Source organism: Pseudoalteromonas sp. C2R02 (assembly GCF_018860845.1).
Classification (GTDB): Bacteria; Pseudomonadota; Gammaproteobacteria; order Enterobacterales; family Alteromonadaceae; genus Pseudoalteromonas.
The window spans coordinates 91,468-107,818 of record NZ_JAHKQC010000020.1 but is presented as its reverse complement, the minus strand read 5'-3'; the positions used below and the strand labels follow the sequence as shown (position 1 = coordinate 107,818).

The following is a 16,351-nucleotide window of genomic DNA, read 5'->3' as shown; positions in this document are numbered from 1 at the left end:
TAAAATAAGCTGATAGACTTAGCTTATTTTAATTTCTGTTGATAAAAATAAGTAAATTAAACACGACTTATATAACCCAAAATATTTTATAAAAGATCACATTGACCATTCTTTTAAAATTTTGTCGTAAACTTTATTTTTCTTTATTGTTTCAAGTGCTTTTGAGAGTTTTACAATTGTCTCATTTGAGGTGTGTAAACTTGAAGCGATATAAAGTTCACTGGGAAAGTCTTTAACTTCTAAAAAAAAGTTTACGTTATCAGAATTAATTCCTAAGCTACTGAGCTCTGTTTCTAGTGCAATGGTATTTGTCAGCAAAAGATCAATTCTATCTTTAAATAACATGCCCCATAGCTGAGTATAATTAACTGTCAGGTATAGTTGTTTCTTTTTTATAAAACCAGCTTGACGCAAAAAAGTTTCAGAATAGTAACCCCGAATAGTGCCAACAGTGTATTTTTTTGCATCATTAAGTGCTTGTAGTTTTATATCATCACGAGTCTTTAGGCCAACCAGATAAGCTTTATTAGTATAAATTTTCCCTACCCATTTGAATTTCTCTGCTCTATTAGGTGTTTTTAACAGTGAAAACATAAACACATCACTTTTTTTAGTGATCAGGTCATACGCTCTGGCAAAGGGAAGCAATTCAATATCTGCTTTCAAATTGGCTTCATCTAATAAGGCCTTTATTACTTCTACCAATACCCCTGCTGGTTTTTGATTTTCATCTAAATAATGAAATGGTGGTAAGGACTCGGCAACAAACTTCAATTTATGTGCCAATAAGCTTGGACTGTAAATGAAAATACAGACTATCAGGAAGCAGTGAATCCGATTTTTACACATTTTTATACTCATTAGTGCTTAAATTAACACCTCAACCTTAACATTTTCAATAATCAAAGTTACTCATTTTTTAATGTAATTTAATGCTGGTCACTTTATAACAACCTTAGCTCATAACTTTAAATCAATTTTAAGCCCACTTTATAGGGTCAAATTCATAATACGCCAACATAAGTTGATATAACTCTGGGTCTTGGTTTTGTAACTGAGCAGGTTTTTCAATAAAGGTTTCGGTTAAAACCGCAAAAAATTCAGCTTCATTAGTTGCACCATACCTATGAATCACATTCGGCATACCATAAGCTAAGTGGGTTTTTAACTGATTATATGCGCGATTAAATACCTGCGCCCATTGCTTATAAAGGTCCTGAGTTTTCAATTGCGGTGTACCGCTAGTAAAGCCTGTTTGCTGATCTAACTGGTGCGCAAATTCGTGAAAAACTAAGTTATGACCGTCTTCAGGTAACCTATTTCCTTCGAGCACATCATGCCACGAAAGCACTAAAGTGCCACCAGGCCAAGACTCCCCTTGCCTCACTGTTTCATGAAAACTAACAAGCCCTGCGCCATCTTTTTTATTTTCTTTGGCATAATAAGCACTGGGATATAACAGCACTTGTTTTACATTTTTATAAATAGGCCAAGGTTTATTTAATACCAATAAACACGCATTCGCTGCAACAACTAAACGCATGCCCGCATTAATTTTTAAGCCATCACGGCCTAAAAAGCTAATATTGTCTAAAAACCATAAAATATGCTGTTCTAACTTGCTGCGGTCATCATTTGTCATATTTCTATAAATGGGCATCACTTTTAATAGCAGTTTTTTTTGGCTTTTAGTTAAAGTTCGGCCAAAGTATTTTTTTTTCCAAAAATGCACTTTTATTTTGTTCCACTGCCAATAAGTCACAACAAAGGCTATCAATACAAGCGTTAAAAAAATATTTATCATTGTTAATTCCTAAATAACACATCATTAATTTATGGGTATTTAATATTCAAAATTCAAGCAAAGTTTTCCACCGGACAAAAGTCCTTATACCCTTGCAAAAATTAAGCTAACGATTACGCTAAAAATACTAGCGAGGGCGAAACAATTAAGGTAAAATGCGCGCCTTTAAAGACCATCCACCACATACTAAATGTTGAGGAATTTCTGTGAGCGAACAAAAACAGTCTCTTAGCTACAAAGACGCGGGCGTTGATATCGATGCTGGTAACGTACTTGTTGAACGTATTAAAGGCGTTGTAAAAAAAACTAAACGTCCTGAAGTAATGGGCGGTATTGGTGGTTTTGGTGCTTTATGCCAAATTCCAGCTGGTTATAAAGAACCTGTATTAGTAGCCGGCACAGATGGTGTAGGTACTAAATTGCGTTTAGCAATCGATTTAAAACAACATCAAGGTGTTGGTATCGATTTAGTTGCTATGTGTGTTAACGATCTAATTGTTCAAGGTGCTGAGCCTTTATTCTTCTTAGATTACTATGCAACGGGTAAATTAGACGTAGATACTGCTGTTGATGTTGTAACTGGCATCGGCGCTGGTTGTGAACTATCTGGTTGTTCTTTAACTGGTGGTGAAACTGCTGAAATGCCTGGTATGTACGAAGGCGAAGATTACGACATCGCAGGTTTCTGTGTTGGTATCGTTGAAAAAGCAAAAATCATTGATGGTACTAAAGTTAAATCTGGCGACCAACTAATCGCATTAGGCTCAAGCGGCCCACATTCAAACGGTTATTCTTTAGTACGTAAAGTGCTAGAAGTATCTGGTGCTGATACTTCAGCTGAATTTTCTGGTAAAACTTTAGGCGAGCATTTACTTGAGCCTACACGTATTTACGTTAAACCAGTATTAGAGCTATTAAAATCTGTTGATGTACATGCACTTTCTCATATCACAGGCGGTGGTTTCTGGGAAAATATCCCTCGCGTATTGCCTGAATCAGCAAAAGCTGTTGTTAAAGGTGATAGCTGGGAATGGCCTGCAATCTTTGATTGGTTACAAGAGAACGGTAATATCACAACACACGAAATGTACCGCACATTTAACTGTGGCGTAGGTATGATTTTAGTTGTTCCAGCTAACGAGTTAGAAAACAGCTTAAACATCTTAAAAGAGCAAGGTGAAAACGCTTGGCACATTGGTGAAATCCAAGATGCTGTTGAAGGCGAAGAGCAGGTAGATATCGTAGGCGGCACTAAGTAATGAATCGAATGCGCATTGCAGTATTAATTTCTGGTAGCGGTTCAAATTTACAAGCTATCATTGATGCGTGTGAGAAACAGCAGATCAACGGCGACATAGTCGCTGTGATCAGCAACCGTCCAAACGTGTATGGCCTTGAAAGAGCTGAGAAAGCTTCGATTGAAACTGTGGTCTTAGATCACAAAGAATTTGAGTCTCGCGAAGCTTATGATAGTGCCTTAATGGAAAAAATTGACAACTTTACACCAGATCTAGTTGTATTAGCTGGTTTTATGCGTATTCTAACCCCTGGCTTAGTGCAAAAATATAAAGGAAAAATGTTGAACATTCATCCTTCATTGTTGCCTAAGTACCAAGGGCTGAACACCCACCAGCGTGCAATAGATGCAAATGATAAAGAGCATGGCGTTAGCGTTCACTTCGTAACTGAAGAATTAGACGGTGGTCCCGTTGTACTTCAAGCTAAGATAGATATCTTACCTGAAGATACAGCAGACTCATTAGCGCAGCGTATTCATCAAAAAGAACATATCATCTATCCGTTAGTGGTTCAGTGGTTCAGTGAACAACGACTAAAAATGGAAGAAGAATATGCAGTTTTTGATAATAAAAAACTTCCTGCACACGGCGAAAACTACGCTTAAAAACAGTTTTAAATTCAAAGGTGCTTTACTAAGTTTAAGCACCTTAGTTATTACCCCTAGCTTTGCCAATACCAGTACAGATACTTCATCTACTGCTATCAAAGAGTATACCGCAAAATATGATGTACTTCGCAAAGGCGAACGTTACGGTCAAGCAACTCGTATTTTCAAACAATTAGATGATAAACATTGCCGTATCAGCTACGAAAGCGATATTGAATGGATGATTTTCTCTGATAAACGCACTGAAATATCCACTTTCCCTTGTTTTGATGCCCAAGTATCTCCACTTAAATATCAAATGATCCGTTCAGGTACAGGACGAGATAAAAACTATAAAATCAGTTTTGACCGCCAGAACAAGCAAGTATTCAGCAATAAAGAAAAATTTCCTTTAAAGTTAATTTGGGATGATGCACTGCAAGATGGCATTTCTTATCAAGTACAATTTCGTCGTGATGTTCAAGAAGGTAAAACTGAATTTGATTACCCATTAGTAGATAAAAAAGGCAGGGTTCGTCATTATAAGTTTCAAGTGATTGGTAAAGAAACAATTACACTGCCTATGGGCAACGTTGAAACGATCAAAGTTAAACGCCTATACGATAACGACAAACGCCAAGTAACGGTATGGTTTGCGCCTTCTTTAGATTACATGATGGTAAGAACATGGAAAGGCGAAAAAGGCGTTGAGCAATTTGATATACAGTTGAAGTCTCTAAACTAAAAAATCATGGCTAAAAATAAATGTATAGACGGGAGTTAAATCCCGTCTTTACTGTCTAAAATTTATAAATCAAAGTACGCTGGTAATTCCCCGCTTACATTGAACTGATTGTTAAATCAACTCACCTAATTTAAATAATTTAAAGTCACCCTCTTCTATTTTATGCCAGTCTTCATCTTCAGTAAGAGGCCTAGTTGCAATTACAGTTACGACATCATTGGGTGTTGTTTCTTTTTGAAAATCAATAATTACATCAGCATCAATTAAAGAGGCTTTACCAAATGGCGCTCTACGCGTGATCCAATGTAAATTATTAGTACAATATGCTAAAACATACTCACCATCTGTCAGTAACATATTAAATACACCTTTAGCCTTCAGCTGAGGAGCTAACTGGGCTGCATATCTAAATACTGGCGCCATATCTTTTGGCTTTTCAGTAAACTTTTTACGAATTTCATCTAAAATCCAGCAATATGCCAATTCACTATCAGTATCACCCACTGGTTGATAAAATTCAGGCTTTAAATCATCGTAACCAGATAATTGACCATTGTGAGCATAGGTGATTTCTTTACCCCAAAGCTCTCTAGTAAATGGATGAGTATTTTCTAAACATACTTCACCTCGATTACCTTGACGTATATGACTTATTACAGAACAACTTTTAATTGGATAATGCTTTACCAATTTTGCGATTTCAGATTCACAACTAGGCAATGGATCTTTAAATGTACGACAGCCTTTGCCTTCGTAAAAGGTAATACCCCAGCCATCTTTATGAGGTCCTGTATTACCACCTCTCTCTAAAAGACCAGAGAAACTAAAACAAATGTCTGTTGGCACATTTGCAGACATGCCTAAAAGTTCGCACATAAAACTAAAACCTATTTAACTAAAGTAAACTTGAGCTTAAAATAAAATACAAATCAATTTGACTATGTCAGTTTTGATTTTTAAGCATGGAAAAAATTAACTAGATTCTGATCTTGGCATACACATGATTAAATAACAATTTTTGTTTTCTTAATAATAAATACCTTTAATTATAATGTTCCTAAACTTATAAACTTGGCTTAAAATTTTTTCTAATACGATTCTCCTATAATCGATTACTGGGCTAGAACTAAGCTTTCTTTAATCATTAATAAATAGTCCCTAAAATCCATTTTAAAGGACTAATGTTTGCCTATGAAGCAACTCAATATTATAAATTTAAAACGAGAAAGTTATTGGATTTACAATGTTATTAAATGTACTAGGTAATTTAAGATCCATTAATAGATTTTAAAATATAATTATTTACTATTAATTAGTTATGTTAGTAACTCAATATATTTACAATGTTTTATTTCTAATTTATATGTTTAAGTTTGAACCTATTTTTACAATTTATTCTTCTATATATGTCATATTCCACTAAATTCACTAATAATTATCATAAAATTTGCTATAACTATTAGTACCTATCTAGATAAAGTGAGTGAAATATGAAAACTAGTATCTTATTTATAGGGAGTATATTTTTAGGTTCTGTTTTAATTAATTCAGCATTTGCAGGCACATGCGAAATTAAATACACCAGAACCGCTTGTCCTGGACAAGAAAGCATTAGCTTTAAAAAGTGCAAAGGAAAAGCAAGTTGTTCTAAAACTAAAAAGATATCTGAAGTAGAAAAGTGTAAAGCATTAGCCGTTAAAGCATGCAAAAATAATAGGCATTCAATTACTAAATCTAAAGTAATTAATGCAAGCTTTGATGGAAATGAATTAAAAGCATCCAATGGCAATTCAGATTTCTGCACGATTTATGAAAAAGCAGCCGAAGAATTTAACCAATGCTAAGTCAACATAAAGAGCCTTTTCTAAGTATGGGTTAAGGCTCACCTCAAATAAATCCAGCACCTTAAAAATTACCAATTATTGTTATTGTTACTTTTTAAAAACACTTTCTATAAGCTATGCCATCATGAAATTGATCGATATCAATTCTGCGCGATTCAAATTAGCCCAAGCCTAAAAAACATGATCCTAAACAATTTTTTAACTAATTCGAGCTGTTAAGTTTACATTCAGATAATTAATTGTTGAAGGGGTTTCCCATCATGAAATTAGCCATAATAATGATATTTATTTTTTGCTTTTTTACTTCAAGTAAAGCGTTGGCTGACAATAATGAAATTTCAAAAGCAAGAAAAAAAGAGATGTTTCATATCGTTAAGCAAGATTGTGGCTCATGTCATGGTATGACTTTAAAAGGTGGATTAGGCACTGCTATTTTACCTGAAGACTTAGTTAACAAACCCGTCGAATTCTTAACTTATACCATTATGAATGGCCGTCAAGGTACTGCAATGCCACCTTGGAAAGCGATTTTCAACCAAAGTGAAGCTAAGTGGATTGCACAACAATTAAAACAAGGTACTTTTAAATGAATCACAAAATAAAATTAATCTGCAGCTATTTTTTAGCCCTAACCGTCAGCGCCTGTAATATTACATCATCTAATAATTTACGAGCCACAGGCGATATGGGCGTGGTAATTGAACGTGCCACAGGGCAAGTACAAATTGTAAATCACACATCTAAAACAGCTTTAGCGCAAATAGATGGCTTAGGTGATTTATCACATGCATCTATTGTATATTCTCGAGATCAAAGATTTGCTTATGTATTTGGCAGAGATGGCGGCCTAACTAAAATAGACATATTAAAAGATAAAATCGACAAACGCATTTTACAATCAGGTAATAGTATTGGCGGCGCAATCAGCCAAGATGGTAAATTGGTAGCGGTGTCAAACTATACACCTGGTGGCGTAAAGGTTTTTGATGCGCAAACATTAGAGTTAGTTGCTGATATTAAAGCCACCCAACTACTGAATCATGAAAAAAATAAAGATGGTTCAATTAAACGCTCTAAAGTAGTTGGTTTAGTTGATGCCCCTGATCAACGATTTATTTTTAGCTTATTTGATAGTGATGAAATTTGGATTGCCGATTTTTCAAAACCTAAATTAAAATTAACCAAATTTACTGATATTGGCCGCGCACCTTATGACGCATTAATTAGCCCTGATGGTCGTTATTATATTGCCGGTTTATTTGGTGAAGACGGTATGGCACTTGTTGATTTATGGCATCCTGATAAAGGTGTCAGACGTATTTTAGAAAACTACGGTAAAGGTGATAAAAAGCTTCCGGTTTATAAAATGCCGCATCTTGAAGGTTGGGCTATGGCTGGAGATTTCGCTTTTGTACCTGCTGTAGGCCAACATAACGTGTTAGTGATCAATACAAAAACTTGGTTTCAAGAAGGTGTAATAAAGGTACATGGCCAGCCTGTATTTGTAATGGCGCAACCTGACAACCGTCAAGTTTGGGTTAACTTTGCTTTTCCACGTAACGATACCATTCAAGTAATAGATACTCAAAGTCAATCTTTGATCAATACCTTAAAACCGGGTAAAGGCGTATTGCATATGGAGTTCACGCCTAGAGGTGAACATGTTTGGATGTCAGTGCGTGATGAAAATCTGATTCAAATTTACGATACCAAACAGCAGCAGCTATTAAAACAAATACCGGCTATTAGTCCAAGTGGTATCTTTTTCACCAGTCGCGCTCACCAAATTGGATTATAACAATGGATATCACCTCATTAATTGAATCAAAACTGACACAACAAATTATCAATGCTTATCAGCGAGGTTTTCCACTATGTTCTCGACCTTTTTTACAATTAGCTAATGAGTTTAATACTTCAGAGCAAGCTGTTATTGCATGTTTAACACAACTTAAGCAAACAGGTGTATTGTCGCGCTTAGGCCCCGTTTTTGATCATAAACGTGCTGGTGCTAGCACCCTTGCAGCCATCAGTGTAACAAACGATAAACTCGATGAAATTGCTGCTTTAGTCAGTGAATTTCAGCAAGTAAACCATAACTATGCTCGAGAGCATAAATACAACTTATGGTTTGTTGTAACAGCGGCAAATCGCATTACCTTGTATCAAACAATAAAAGAAATTGAAAAAGTCACAAAACACGATGTTTTAGAGCTTCCTATGGAGAAATCTTATCATATAGATTTGTCTTTTGATGTGTGCTTTAACCAATATAAAAGGGTGAGCTAGTGACGCTATCAAACGAGACAAATAAACCAGTTGATATGCTAGAAAAAGCGCAACAGGAAATGCTCTTTAAAGCAATTGAGCAAGGGTTACCCTTAGTATCTGAGCCCTACTTTGCATTAGCACAACAAATTTCAGAATTTAATAATTCTGTTACTGAACAGCAAGTGATAAGCACAATTGAAGCATGGCAAACGCAAGGCTTGATCCGCCGTTTTGGTTTAGTTGTACGCCATAGAAAGTTGGGTTATGAGGCTAATGCAATGGTGGTATGGGATATAGATGAATCACAAGTTGATACCATCGCTGAGCAACTATCAAATGAATCTGTCGTCACCCTATGTTATCGGCGTCCTCGTGTATTACCCCATTGGCCTTACAACTTATTTTGCATGATACATGGAAAGAACAGAGAACAAGTATTAATGCAATTAGACGAATTATGTGAAAGAAACAATTTAAAACAAATAGATAAAAATGTGTTGTTTTCAACAACAGCTTATAAACAGCAAGGTGGTCGTTATTCATTAAATGAAAAAGCAACCCGTGTAAAAGAGGTTTAAATGGATAATTTAGACAAGAAACTGATTAATTTATTACAAAAAGGCCTTCCTGTTTGTGAAAAGCCATTTTATGAAATAGCCAAAGTTATCAAAAGCACTGAAGAGATAGTGATCAATAAAGTACAAACAATGCTCGATAGTAGTTTATTAAGCAGGTTTGGCCCTATGTATGATGCCGCTTGTTTAGGGGGCGCATTTACTTTAGCTGCAATGAAAGTACCAAAGGATCAGTTTGAAGATGTGGCTCAGGTTGTTAATTCATTTGAACAAGTGGCTCATAACTATGAACGTGATAATGAACTCAATATGTGGTTTGTTATAGGTACGGAAACCCAAAGTGAAATTATAGAAGTCATTAAAAAAATTGAATATAAAACAGGTATTAACGTTGTCAATATGCCCAAAGAACATGAGTTTTTTGTTGGCCTGTACTTACCGGTTTAAAGGAACTTTAAATTACTATGAAACCACAACAGTTAAGCGAACTAGAAAGAAAGTATGTTGTTTTGACACAAAATGGCTTGCCGATATGCTCAGAACCATATCATAAGTTAGCCCAGCAACTAAACATTACAGTAAAACAAACTTTAAGCGTCACTTCTGACTTATTAGATCGCGGTATTATTCGCAGAATAGCAGCTGTGCCTAATCACTATAAATTAGGCTATACCTTTAACGGCATGACAACTTGGGATATCAAAGATGAGCTAGCTATTGAATATGGTAAAAAAGTAGGCGCATTGCCATTTGTGAGCCACTGCTATTTACGCCCTCGTCATCTTCCTAAATGGCATTATAACCTCTTCGCCATGATACACGGAAAAAATGAAAAAGAAGTGAATCAATATCAAAAACAGATAAAAGAATTACTAAAAGATGTACTGCAAAATCATCAAGGTAAATCAAATGATGTATTAACAAGTACACGCATTTTGAAAAAAACAGGGCTTAGATTAAAAGTGAAATAAGTGCACAGGGGCAACATATGTTTAGAATTTCTCATTTATTAAAAACAATGACACATGATATACCACCAAAAGAAGCTCGAAAAATGCCGGGCCCTGTGGTTATTTGGAACTTGATCCGTCGATGTAATTTAAGTTGTAAACACTGTTATGCGACTTCTTTAGATATTGATTTTTCTGGTGAATTATCCACTCAAGAAATTAAAAATACGATGGATGATTTAAAAGTGGCACAGGTGCCTGTGCTTATTTTATCTGGTGGTGAGCCACTGATGCGACCTGATATTTTTGAATTGACGGCTTACGCTAAATCACTTGGCTTTTATCTCGCTTTATCTACTAATGGCACATTAATTAATGAAAATAACATACAACAAATTAAAGATGCGCAATACCAATATGTGGGTATTTCGATTGATGGTTTAGAAGCCTATCACGATGAATTTCGCCGTCAAAAAGGCAGTTTTGAAGCCTCATTACATGCAGTAAAGCTATGTAAACAAGCGGGAATAAAAGTCGGTTTACGTTTATGTTTAACCCGAGATAATAAAAATGATTTAGCTGCCATGCTCGATTTAATAGAAGAGCACCAAGTCGATAAGTTCTATATGTCGCATCTTAACTACTCTGGTCGAGGCAAGCGAAATGCAGATAGAGATGCCATGTTTGAAATGACAAAAATCGGTATGGAGCAATTATTTGAACGTGCTTGGCAGCATATTTTATCTGGTAGAGAGTCCGACTTTGTAACTGGTAATAATGATGCCGATGGTCCTTTTTTATTGCAATGGGCTCATAAAAAGTTTGCACAGGATCCTATATATGCTCCTAGATTAAAAAATCTTAAACAACATCTCATTAATTGGGGCGGAAATGCCTCAGGCGTCAATGTAGCCAACATAGATAATACGGGCTCAATTCATCCAGACACTTATTGGTGGAACCATCCAATTGGTAATGTCAGAGAAGGCAAATTCTCTGATTTATGGGCCAATACTCAAGATCCGCTTATGCAAGGGTTTAGACAGTCTCCCCGCCCTGTAAAAGGACGGTGTGCAAAGTGTGAACATCTGAGTATTTGTGGTGGAAATACGCGTACTCGTGCATTTTCGCAAACAGGCGATGCTTGGAGTGAAGATCCCGGCTGTTATTTAACAGATGCAGAAATCGGCTACCAAGCACCTAAACAAATTTCAGTTAGCCAAATACAATAATAAATTTAATTTCATTCACCCGTCAGTGAATAAGGCAGCAATAATGAGCAAGTTACTAGATAAAATAGCAATAAAAGCACAATTAAAATCTGGAGAAGTCGCTTTAGTAGGCTCTGGTCCTGGAGATCCTGAATTATTAACCATTAAAGTATTACGATTTATAGAGCAAGCCGAAGTTGCCATTTACGATCGCTTAGTCAGTGATGAAATCATGGCTTTATTACCTCAAAACTGTGAAAAGCTTTATGTTGGAAAAGAACAAGCAAAGCACTGTGTACCACAAAGCGGCATAAATGAGATGCTAGCCGAACAAGCTCTTAAAGGGAAACGCGTTTTAAGATTAAAAGGTGGTGACCCGTTTGTGTTTGGTAGAGGCAGTGAAGAAGCGGAATATTTATTAGCACGCGGGATCAGCTGTCATGTTGCAAATGGTATTACTGCTGCGTCAGCTTGCACAACTTATGCAGGGATCCCTTTAACACATCGTGGTATCGCACAAGGATGTACTTTTATTACCGGTCATCTGCAAAATGATGGTCAACTCAACTTACCTTGGCAAAGTTTAAGCAGTGACTGTCAAACAGTTGTATTTTACATGGGTATTAATAGCCTACCTATTATAAGTAAAAATTTAATAGCGCATGGAAGGGATAAAAACACACCCGCAGCACTTATTCGCAATGGTACCAGAGCAGCTCAGGAAGTATATCGAGGTACATTGAGTAATTTGCCCGAGTTAGTTGCTAAGCACAATGTAAAACCACCCGCTCTTATTGTATTAGGCAAAGTCGTAGAGCAATTTAACCCTGAAAATGTGCTCACATTAGGGTATTTAAAATCTTTAGTATCTACAAAACAAAATGTATTAGAAACTGAATATGAGGGAGTCTCATGAATAAATCAAAATTATTTAATTTATTGATTGCTTCAGTATTAGCTATACCTTTTGTTGTAACAGCAAGTAATTCATCTTCAGCTGAGGACTTATATAAAAATAACTGTCAATCTTGCCATGGGGAAAATCGTTTAGGAGGAATGGGCCCAGCGCTATTTCCTGAAAATTTATCGCGAATACGTAAAAATAAAGCATCAAAAGTGATCAGTCATGGCCGAATTGCGACTCAAATGCCAGGGTTCGGTAAAACACTTTCAAAAGATGAGATTTCAGCTCTAGTAGATTATATTTATACCCCAGCTAAAACCTTACCAAAGTGGGATCTAACTGATATTAAAGCCAGTCAAATTCAACATTTTGATCAATCAAAACTGCCTAATAAGCCGCAATTTAAAGCCGACTTAATGAATCTATTTATCGTTGTAGAGCTAGGTGATCATTCTGCGACTTTATTAAATGGTGATACCTTTGAACCTATCACCCGGTTTAAAACACGATTTGCGTTACATGGCGGCCCTAAGTATTCTCCTGATGGTAGGTTTGTTTACTTTGCATCAAGAGATGGCTGGATCAGCAAATACGATATATACAATATGAAAGTTGTATCAGAGGTACGTGCTGGCATTAATACCCGTAATATGGCGGTATCAAGTGATGGTAAATATGCCATTGTCGGTAACTACCTTCCTCATAGCGCAGTCATATTAGATACTGAAGATTTAAGCCCAATCAAAGTGATAGATGTAACAGATAAAGCAGGGGCTAGTTCACGTGTCAGTGCCGTTTATAATGCACCACCACGAAAGAGTTTTATTGTCGCCCTAAAAGACGTCAAAGAAGTGTGGGAGATTCCTTATAGCAGTAAAGATGGTGTCACTGTTTATAAAACTACGGCACATGCTTCCTTTAAAAATATTCAGCAAAAAGATGGCCGCGAAGATGCAGTTGAAACTTGGGGAGCACAAAGTCAATTTCCAATAAAGCGCATTACCACTGAAGATTATTTAGATGATTTCTTTTTTGACCCTGATTACATTCACTTGATAGGCACTTCAAGAGAAAAACATAATGGTCAAGTGATCAATTTAGATGGCAGCAAAAAAGTAGCCACAATACAAATGCAAGGTATGCCTCACTTAGGCTCAGGGATCACTTGGGATTATAAAGGCAAGCAAGTGTTCGCCTCTCCAAATATAAAAGATGGTCTAGTATCTGTTATTGATATGCAACACTGGCAAGTGATCAAAGAAATTAAAACCCAAGGACCCGGTTTTTTTATGCGCAGCCATAATAACTCACCTTATGCTTGGGTTGATGTATTTTTTGGTCCAAATAAAGAAAAAGTACATATTATTGATAAAGCGACATTAGAAATTGTTAAAACCATTGCACCTGCACCAGGAAAAACGGCAGCTCATGTTGAGTTTACTAAAGATGGAAAATACGTTTTATTAAGTATTTGGGACAACGAGGGCGCTGTGATCGTGTATGATGCTAATACATTAGAAGAAATTAAACGCTTACCTATGAAAAAACCTTCTGGTAAGTACAATGTATATAACAAAACACATTACGAACGTGGCACTAGCCATTAAAAATATCTCGGTTTGTCGTATTTAAGCAAACCGAGCTAAATTACCAAGGAATTTTTGTGCAATATTTCCCTATTTTTGTAGATGGTGAACAGTTAAAAGTCTTAGTTGTTGGTGGCGGCGAAGTCGCTACAAGAAAAGTTGAACTTATGCTTAAAACACCTGCCAATGTCACAGTTGTATCACCTAAACTATCAACAAGCCTAACTCAATTACAGCAAGACAATAAAATCACTTATATTAACGGTGTTTACGACAAGTCATTATTAAATGACAAACAATTAGTTTTTGTAGCAACGGAAAATAGCAAGCTAAACCAACAAATTAATGAAGATGCAAAATACGCTAAAGTATTAGCAAATGTTGTAGACAGCCCTGCCCTTTGTCACTTTATTACCCCTTCAATTGTTGACAGAGCGCCCATGACTTTTGCCATGTCTAGTGAAGGTCAATCACCTGTATTATTACGCTACTGGCGAGCAAAATTAGAAACGCTTATCCCACAAAACTTAGGTGAAATCGCCTTGTTTGCAGGTTCAAAACGCCAACAAGTTAAAGATAAGCTAGACAATGTGTCTAAAAGACGCACATTTTGGGAAAGCTTCTTCTCATCAAGCAAAAGTGAGAATACCAGTTCACTACCAGAGCTTTTTGAAACTTTAATAGGTCAAACAACCAATATCGCCTCTCCTGCTGAGTTATATATTATTAATACACCTGATCACCCAGACAAGCTAACAATGGGTACATTACGACATATGCAAAAGTCAGATATAGCGATTTATGATACTGATATAGGTGATGATATTATCGAATTAGTTCGCCGTGATGCAGAACGTGAAGTAAGAAATCATAATAATTATGATCAGTTTAAACACTATTTAAATGAAGGCTTAAAAGTCTGTTATCTATCCACTCAAAATCAAGAAGCTTTAAAACTTTTAAAAGATAATATTGATAGTCATATTGAGATCTTAGACTTTTAAATATCACTTAAGCACTGGGTTCGCTCGTAAATGAGAACCCAGTGTTGATTTAACTATAAATCAATCATTTCAATTTTAACCACTACATTTTTTAAACCCGCATCTTCTAAGTGCTGTTTAACAGTTTGAGTATTTGACTTCGCATTATTTAACGCGCTTATATTATTGATTAATGGACTTTCATCACCGAAATATATATTGCCAGCAAATTGACTTTGTGCATAAAAATGGCCACTTAAAGTTGTTTTTTTAGGTCTTAAAACGTTACTTAACCAATATTGCATTGTTGATAAACTTGTTTGCTCTATCATCCAAGGCCAATCCCACTTTTTATTTTCACCTGGAATATATCTATGCTCCCATTGGTATGGAATACTTTTTTCTTGACCGGCCCAACGGCCAATTACAAAGTTCGCATTTTCATTAGGCCTATTATCAGGATGACTTAATAAACCATTGCCACTCCAACGCATAAACCCATCTATAGATATATCATAGGTAATATCAGCATCAAATTCATACGGATAAGAGATAGAAGATTTAAATAAATCAACTTTTGCATTCAAGCTAGTATTGGCAGGAATATTTGTTCTAGCTTGGACAACAACTCTTTCACTTTCTGATCCGCCATTACTTGTTCCCCATGCTTGATTTGCTGATATAGTCACAGATAATGACGTATCAGATCCTCCAGTAACTGAGGGTGATTTCCAAGTATTAGATAAAGTAACAGACTCTGATATGCTGTAATCATTTGTTTTTGACCAATTAGTCGAAGCATCATATTCGATTGTAATCACTGACATTTGATCAACTGATGTATCGTTAAATGCAGGGACTGTGATTGTGCGTATCAACTCTTTATCTGCAGAAACGACATCCCCAGTTATCTTATATGATTCAGTGTCCATTACATATTCAAAGTTAGAAACATTAATTGTGCTTTTCTCATCACAACGGTATCCAGAACAACTGCCACCATTATACCCTTTGATCTGCCAACCAGAAGCAGATTTTGTGACTTCCATATCTTCACCAACATAATTAGAACGGTTACCACCGACCCATGCAAACCCCATATAATGTGCTAAATATGAAAGAGGCTTAATAAGCTGATCTTTTTGATTAACTAAATCCCATTCAATTTGGCTTTGGCTACCAGGGGCAACTTTAAGCGCACTCAATACCGGAATTTCATTGATTGGATCTTTAGGGTAACACCAAGAATTCGAAGCTGTGCCACGTTTTATTTCACCAGCATAACCAGAACCCATAATGACCCAGCCATCTGCTAAGCCTGTGATTTGCCATTTACCCATTTTATTAACGATATCATTTCTATAAATTTGCGCTTCAGATTGCGTAATTAACCTGTTATCTGTCGAGCATAATCCCACCCCTAGATTTTCAAATTGCAATTGGTCTGGATAGATTATTGAAGAATTGGCGCTTACGATACTTGTATGCCCTAATAGTAAGATTGGTATTATTTTTTTCATTTAAAATACTTCCTTTATAAAATCATATATAAATTGCGTCCATTTATTAATTAAAAACCTGTTTAATTTTGGA

General features: G+C 35.9%; 18 protein-coding genes. 14 read left to right on the top strand and 4 right to left on the bottom strand.

The window, feature by feature from the left end; genetic code table 11:
• Window positions 1–96 precede the first annotated feature (96 nt).
• Window positions 97–774 (bottom strand): transporter substrate-binding domain-containing protein, encoded by a 678-nt coding sequence (locus KO527_RS06310; protein WP_216039499.1) that lies wholly within the window; start codon window positions 772–774, stop codon window positions 97–99.
• A gap of 205 nt (window positions 775–979) precedes the next feature.
• On the bottom strand, window positions 980–1,804 hold the full coding sequence (locus tag KO527_RS06305; RefSeq protein ID WP_216039498.1) for a M90 family metallopeptidase: 825 nt from the start codon (window positions 1,802–1,804) through the stop codon (window positions 980–982).
• 206 nt (window positions 1,805–2,010) lie between these two features.
• On the opposite strand from KO527_RS06305, the gene purM reads away from it, so the two are divergent.
• Genes purM through KO527_RS06290 form a run of 3 tightly spaced genes read left to right on the top strand, consistent with a single transcriptional unit; the run spans window position 2,011 to window position 4,434 of the window.
• Window positions 2,011–3,063 carry a phosphoribosylformylglycinamidine cyclo-ligase gene (gene purM, locus KO527_RS06300; RefSeq protein ID WP_216039497.1) on the top strand — a complete coding sequence of 351 codons (1,053 nt, stop codon included), beginning with the start codon at window positions 2,011–2,013 and terminating at the stop codon, window positions 3,061–3,063.
• Window positions 3,063–3,707, top strand: a complete 645-nt coding sequence (purN, locus tag KO527_RS06295) for a phosphoribosylglycinamide formyltransferase (protein ID WP_042144892.1) — start codon at window positions 3,063–3,065, stop codon at window positions 3,705–3,707. Before purM ends, purN begins: the two co-directional genes overlap by 1 nt.
• On the top strand, window positions 3,655–4,434 hold the full coding sequence (locus KO527_RS06290) for a DUF3108 domain-containing protein (protein ID WP_216039496.1): 780 nt from the start codon (window positions 3,655–3,657) through the stop codon (window positions 4,432–4,434). The genes purN and KO527_RS06290 overlap by 53 nt, the downstream gene beginning before the upstream one ends.
• Before the next feature lie 111 nt (window positions 4,435–4,545).
• Here the strand turns inward: KO527_RS06290 and KO527_RS06285 are convergent, their stop codons facing one another.
• Window positions 4,546–5,310, bottom strand: a complete 765-nt coding sequence (locus KO527_RS06285) for a class II glutamine amidotransferase (protein WP_216039495.1) — start codon at window positions 5,308–5,310, stop codon at window positions 4,546–4,548.
• Window positions 5,311–5,924: 614 nt separating this feature from the next.
• Between KO527_RS06285 and KO527_RS06280 the strand changes: the two genes are divergently transcribed.
• The 11 genes from KO527_RS06280 to KO527_RS06230 all read left to right on the top strand — a co-directional run bounded on the left by KO527_RS06280 (window position 5,925) and on the right by KO527_RS06230 (window position 14,779).
• On the top strand, window positions 5,925–6,278 hold the full coding sequence (locus KO527_RS06280) for a hypothetical protein (RefSeq protein WP_216039494.1): 354 nt from the start codon (window positions 5,925–5,927) through the stop codon (window positions 6,276–6,278).
• 260 nt (window positions 6,279–6,538) lie between these two features.
• Window positions 6,539–6,868 carry a cytochrome c gene (locus tag KO527_RS06275; protein ID WP_252733473.1) on the top strand — a complete coding sequence of 110 codons (330 nt, stop codon included), beginning with the start codon at window positions 6,539–6,541 and terminating at the stop codon, window positions 6,866–6,868.
• Window positions 6,865–8,076: a cytochrome D1 domain-containing protein gene (locus KO527_RS06270; protein WP_216039493.1), complete on the top strand. Its 1,212-nt coding sequence runs from the start codon at window positions 6,865–6,867 to the stop codon at window positions 8,074–8,076. Before KO527_RS06275 ends, KO527_RS06270 begins: the two co-directional genes overlap by 4 nt.
• Window positions 8,077–8,078: 2 nt before the next feature.
• Window positions 8,079–8,567, top strand: coding sequence for an Lrp/AsnC family transcriptional regulator (locus tag KO527_RS06265; protein ID WP_216039492.1), 489 nt, complete (start codon window positions 8,079–8,081; stop codon window positions 8,565–8,567).
• Window positions 8,567–9,127, top strand: coding sequence for an Lrp/AsnC family transcriptional regulator (locus KO527_RS26250; protein ID WP_216039491.1), 561 nt, complete (start codon window positions 8,567–8,569; stop codon window positions 9,125–9,127). The genes KO527_RS06265 and KO527_RS26250 overlap by 1 nt, the downstream gene beginning before the upstream one ends.
• A complete protein-coding gene (locus KO527_RS06255) occupies window positions 9,128–9,571 on the top strand; it encodes an Lrp/AsnC family transcriptional regulator (RefSeq protein WP_216039490.1) in 444 nt (147 codons plus the stop codon). It abuts the gene before it with no gap.
• A gap of 17 nt (window positions 9,572–9,588) precedes the next feature.
• Window positions 9,589–10,095, top strand: a complete 507-nt coding sequence (locus tag KO527_RS06250) for an Lrp/AsnC family transcriptional regulator (RefSeq protein ID WP_216039489.1) — start codon at window positions 9,589–9,591, stop codon at window positions 10,093–10,095.
• 17 nt (window positions 10,096–10,112) lie between these two features.
• Window positions 10,113–11,306: a heme d1 biosynthesis radical SAM protein NirJ gene (gene nirJ / locus KO527_RS06245; RefSeq protein ID WP_216039488.1), complete on the top strand. Its 1,194-nt coding sequence runs from the start codon at window positions 10,113–10,115 to the stop codon at window positions 11,304–11,306.
• Window positions 11,307–11,349: 43 nt separating this feature from the next.
• Window positions 11,350–12,201, top strand: coding sequence for a uroporphyrinogen-III C-methyltransferase (gene cobA, locus KO527_RS06240; protein ID WP_216039487.1), 852 nt, complete (start codon window positions 11,350–11,352; stop codon window positions 12,199–12,201).
• Complete coding sequence (locus tag KO527_RS06235) at window positions 12,198–13,796, top strand: nitrite reductase (RefSeq protein ID WP_216039486.1); 1,599 nt, start codon at window positions 12,198–12,200, stop codon at window positions 13,794–13,796. Before cobA ends, KO527_RS06235 begins: the two co-directional genes overlap by 4 nt.
• Before the next feature lie 56 nt (window positions 13,797–13,852).
• A complete protein-coding gene (locus KO527_RS06230; protein WP_216039485.1) occupies window positions 13,853–14,779 on the top strand; it encodes a bifunctional precorrin-2 dehydrogenase/sirohydrochlorin ferrochelatase in 927 nt (308 codons plus the stop codon).
• A gap of 53 nt (window positions 14,780–14,832) precedes the next feature.
• Here KO527_RS06230 and KO527_RS06225 read toward each other — a convergent pair whose 3' ends face one another.
• Entirely contained in the window at window positions 14,833–16,278 is a 1,446-nt protein-coding gene (locus KO527_RS06225; RefSeq protein ID WP_216039484.1) for an aerolysin family beta-barrel pore-forming toxin, read from the bottom strand.
• Between the last annotated feature and the right edge of the window lie 73 nt (window positions 16,279–16,351).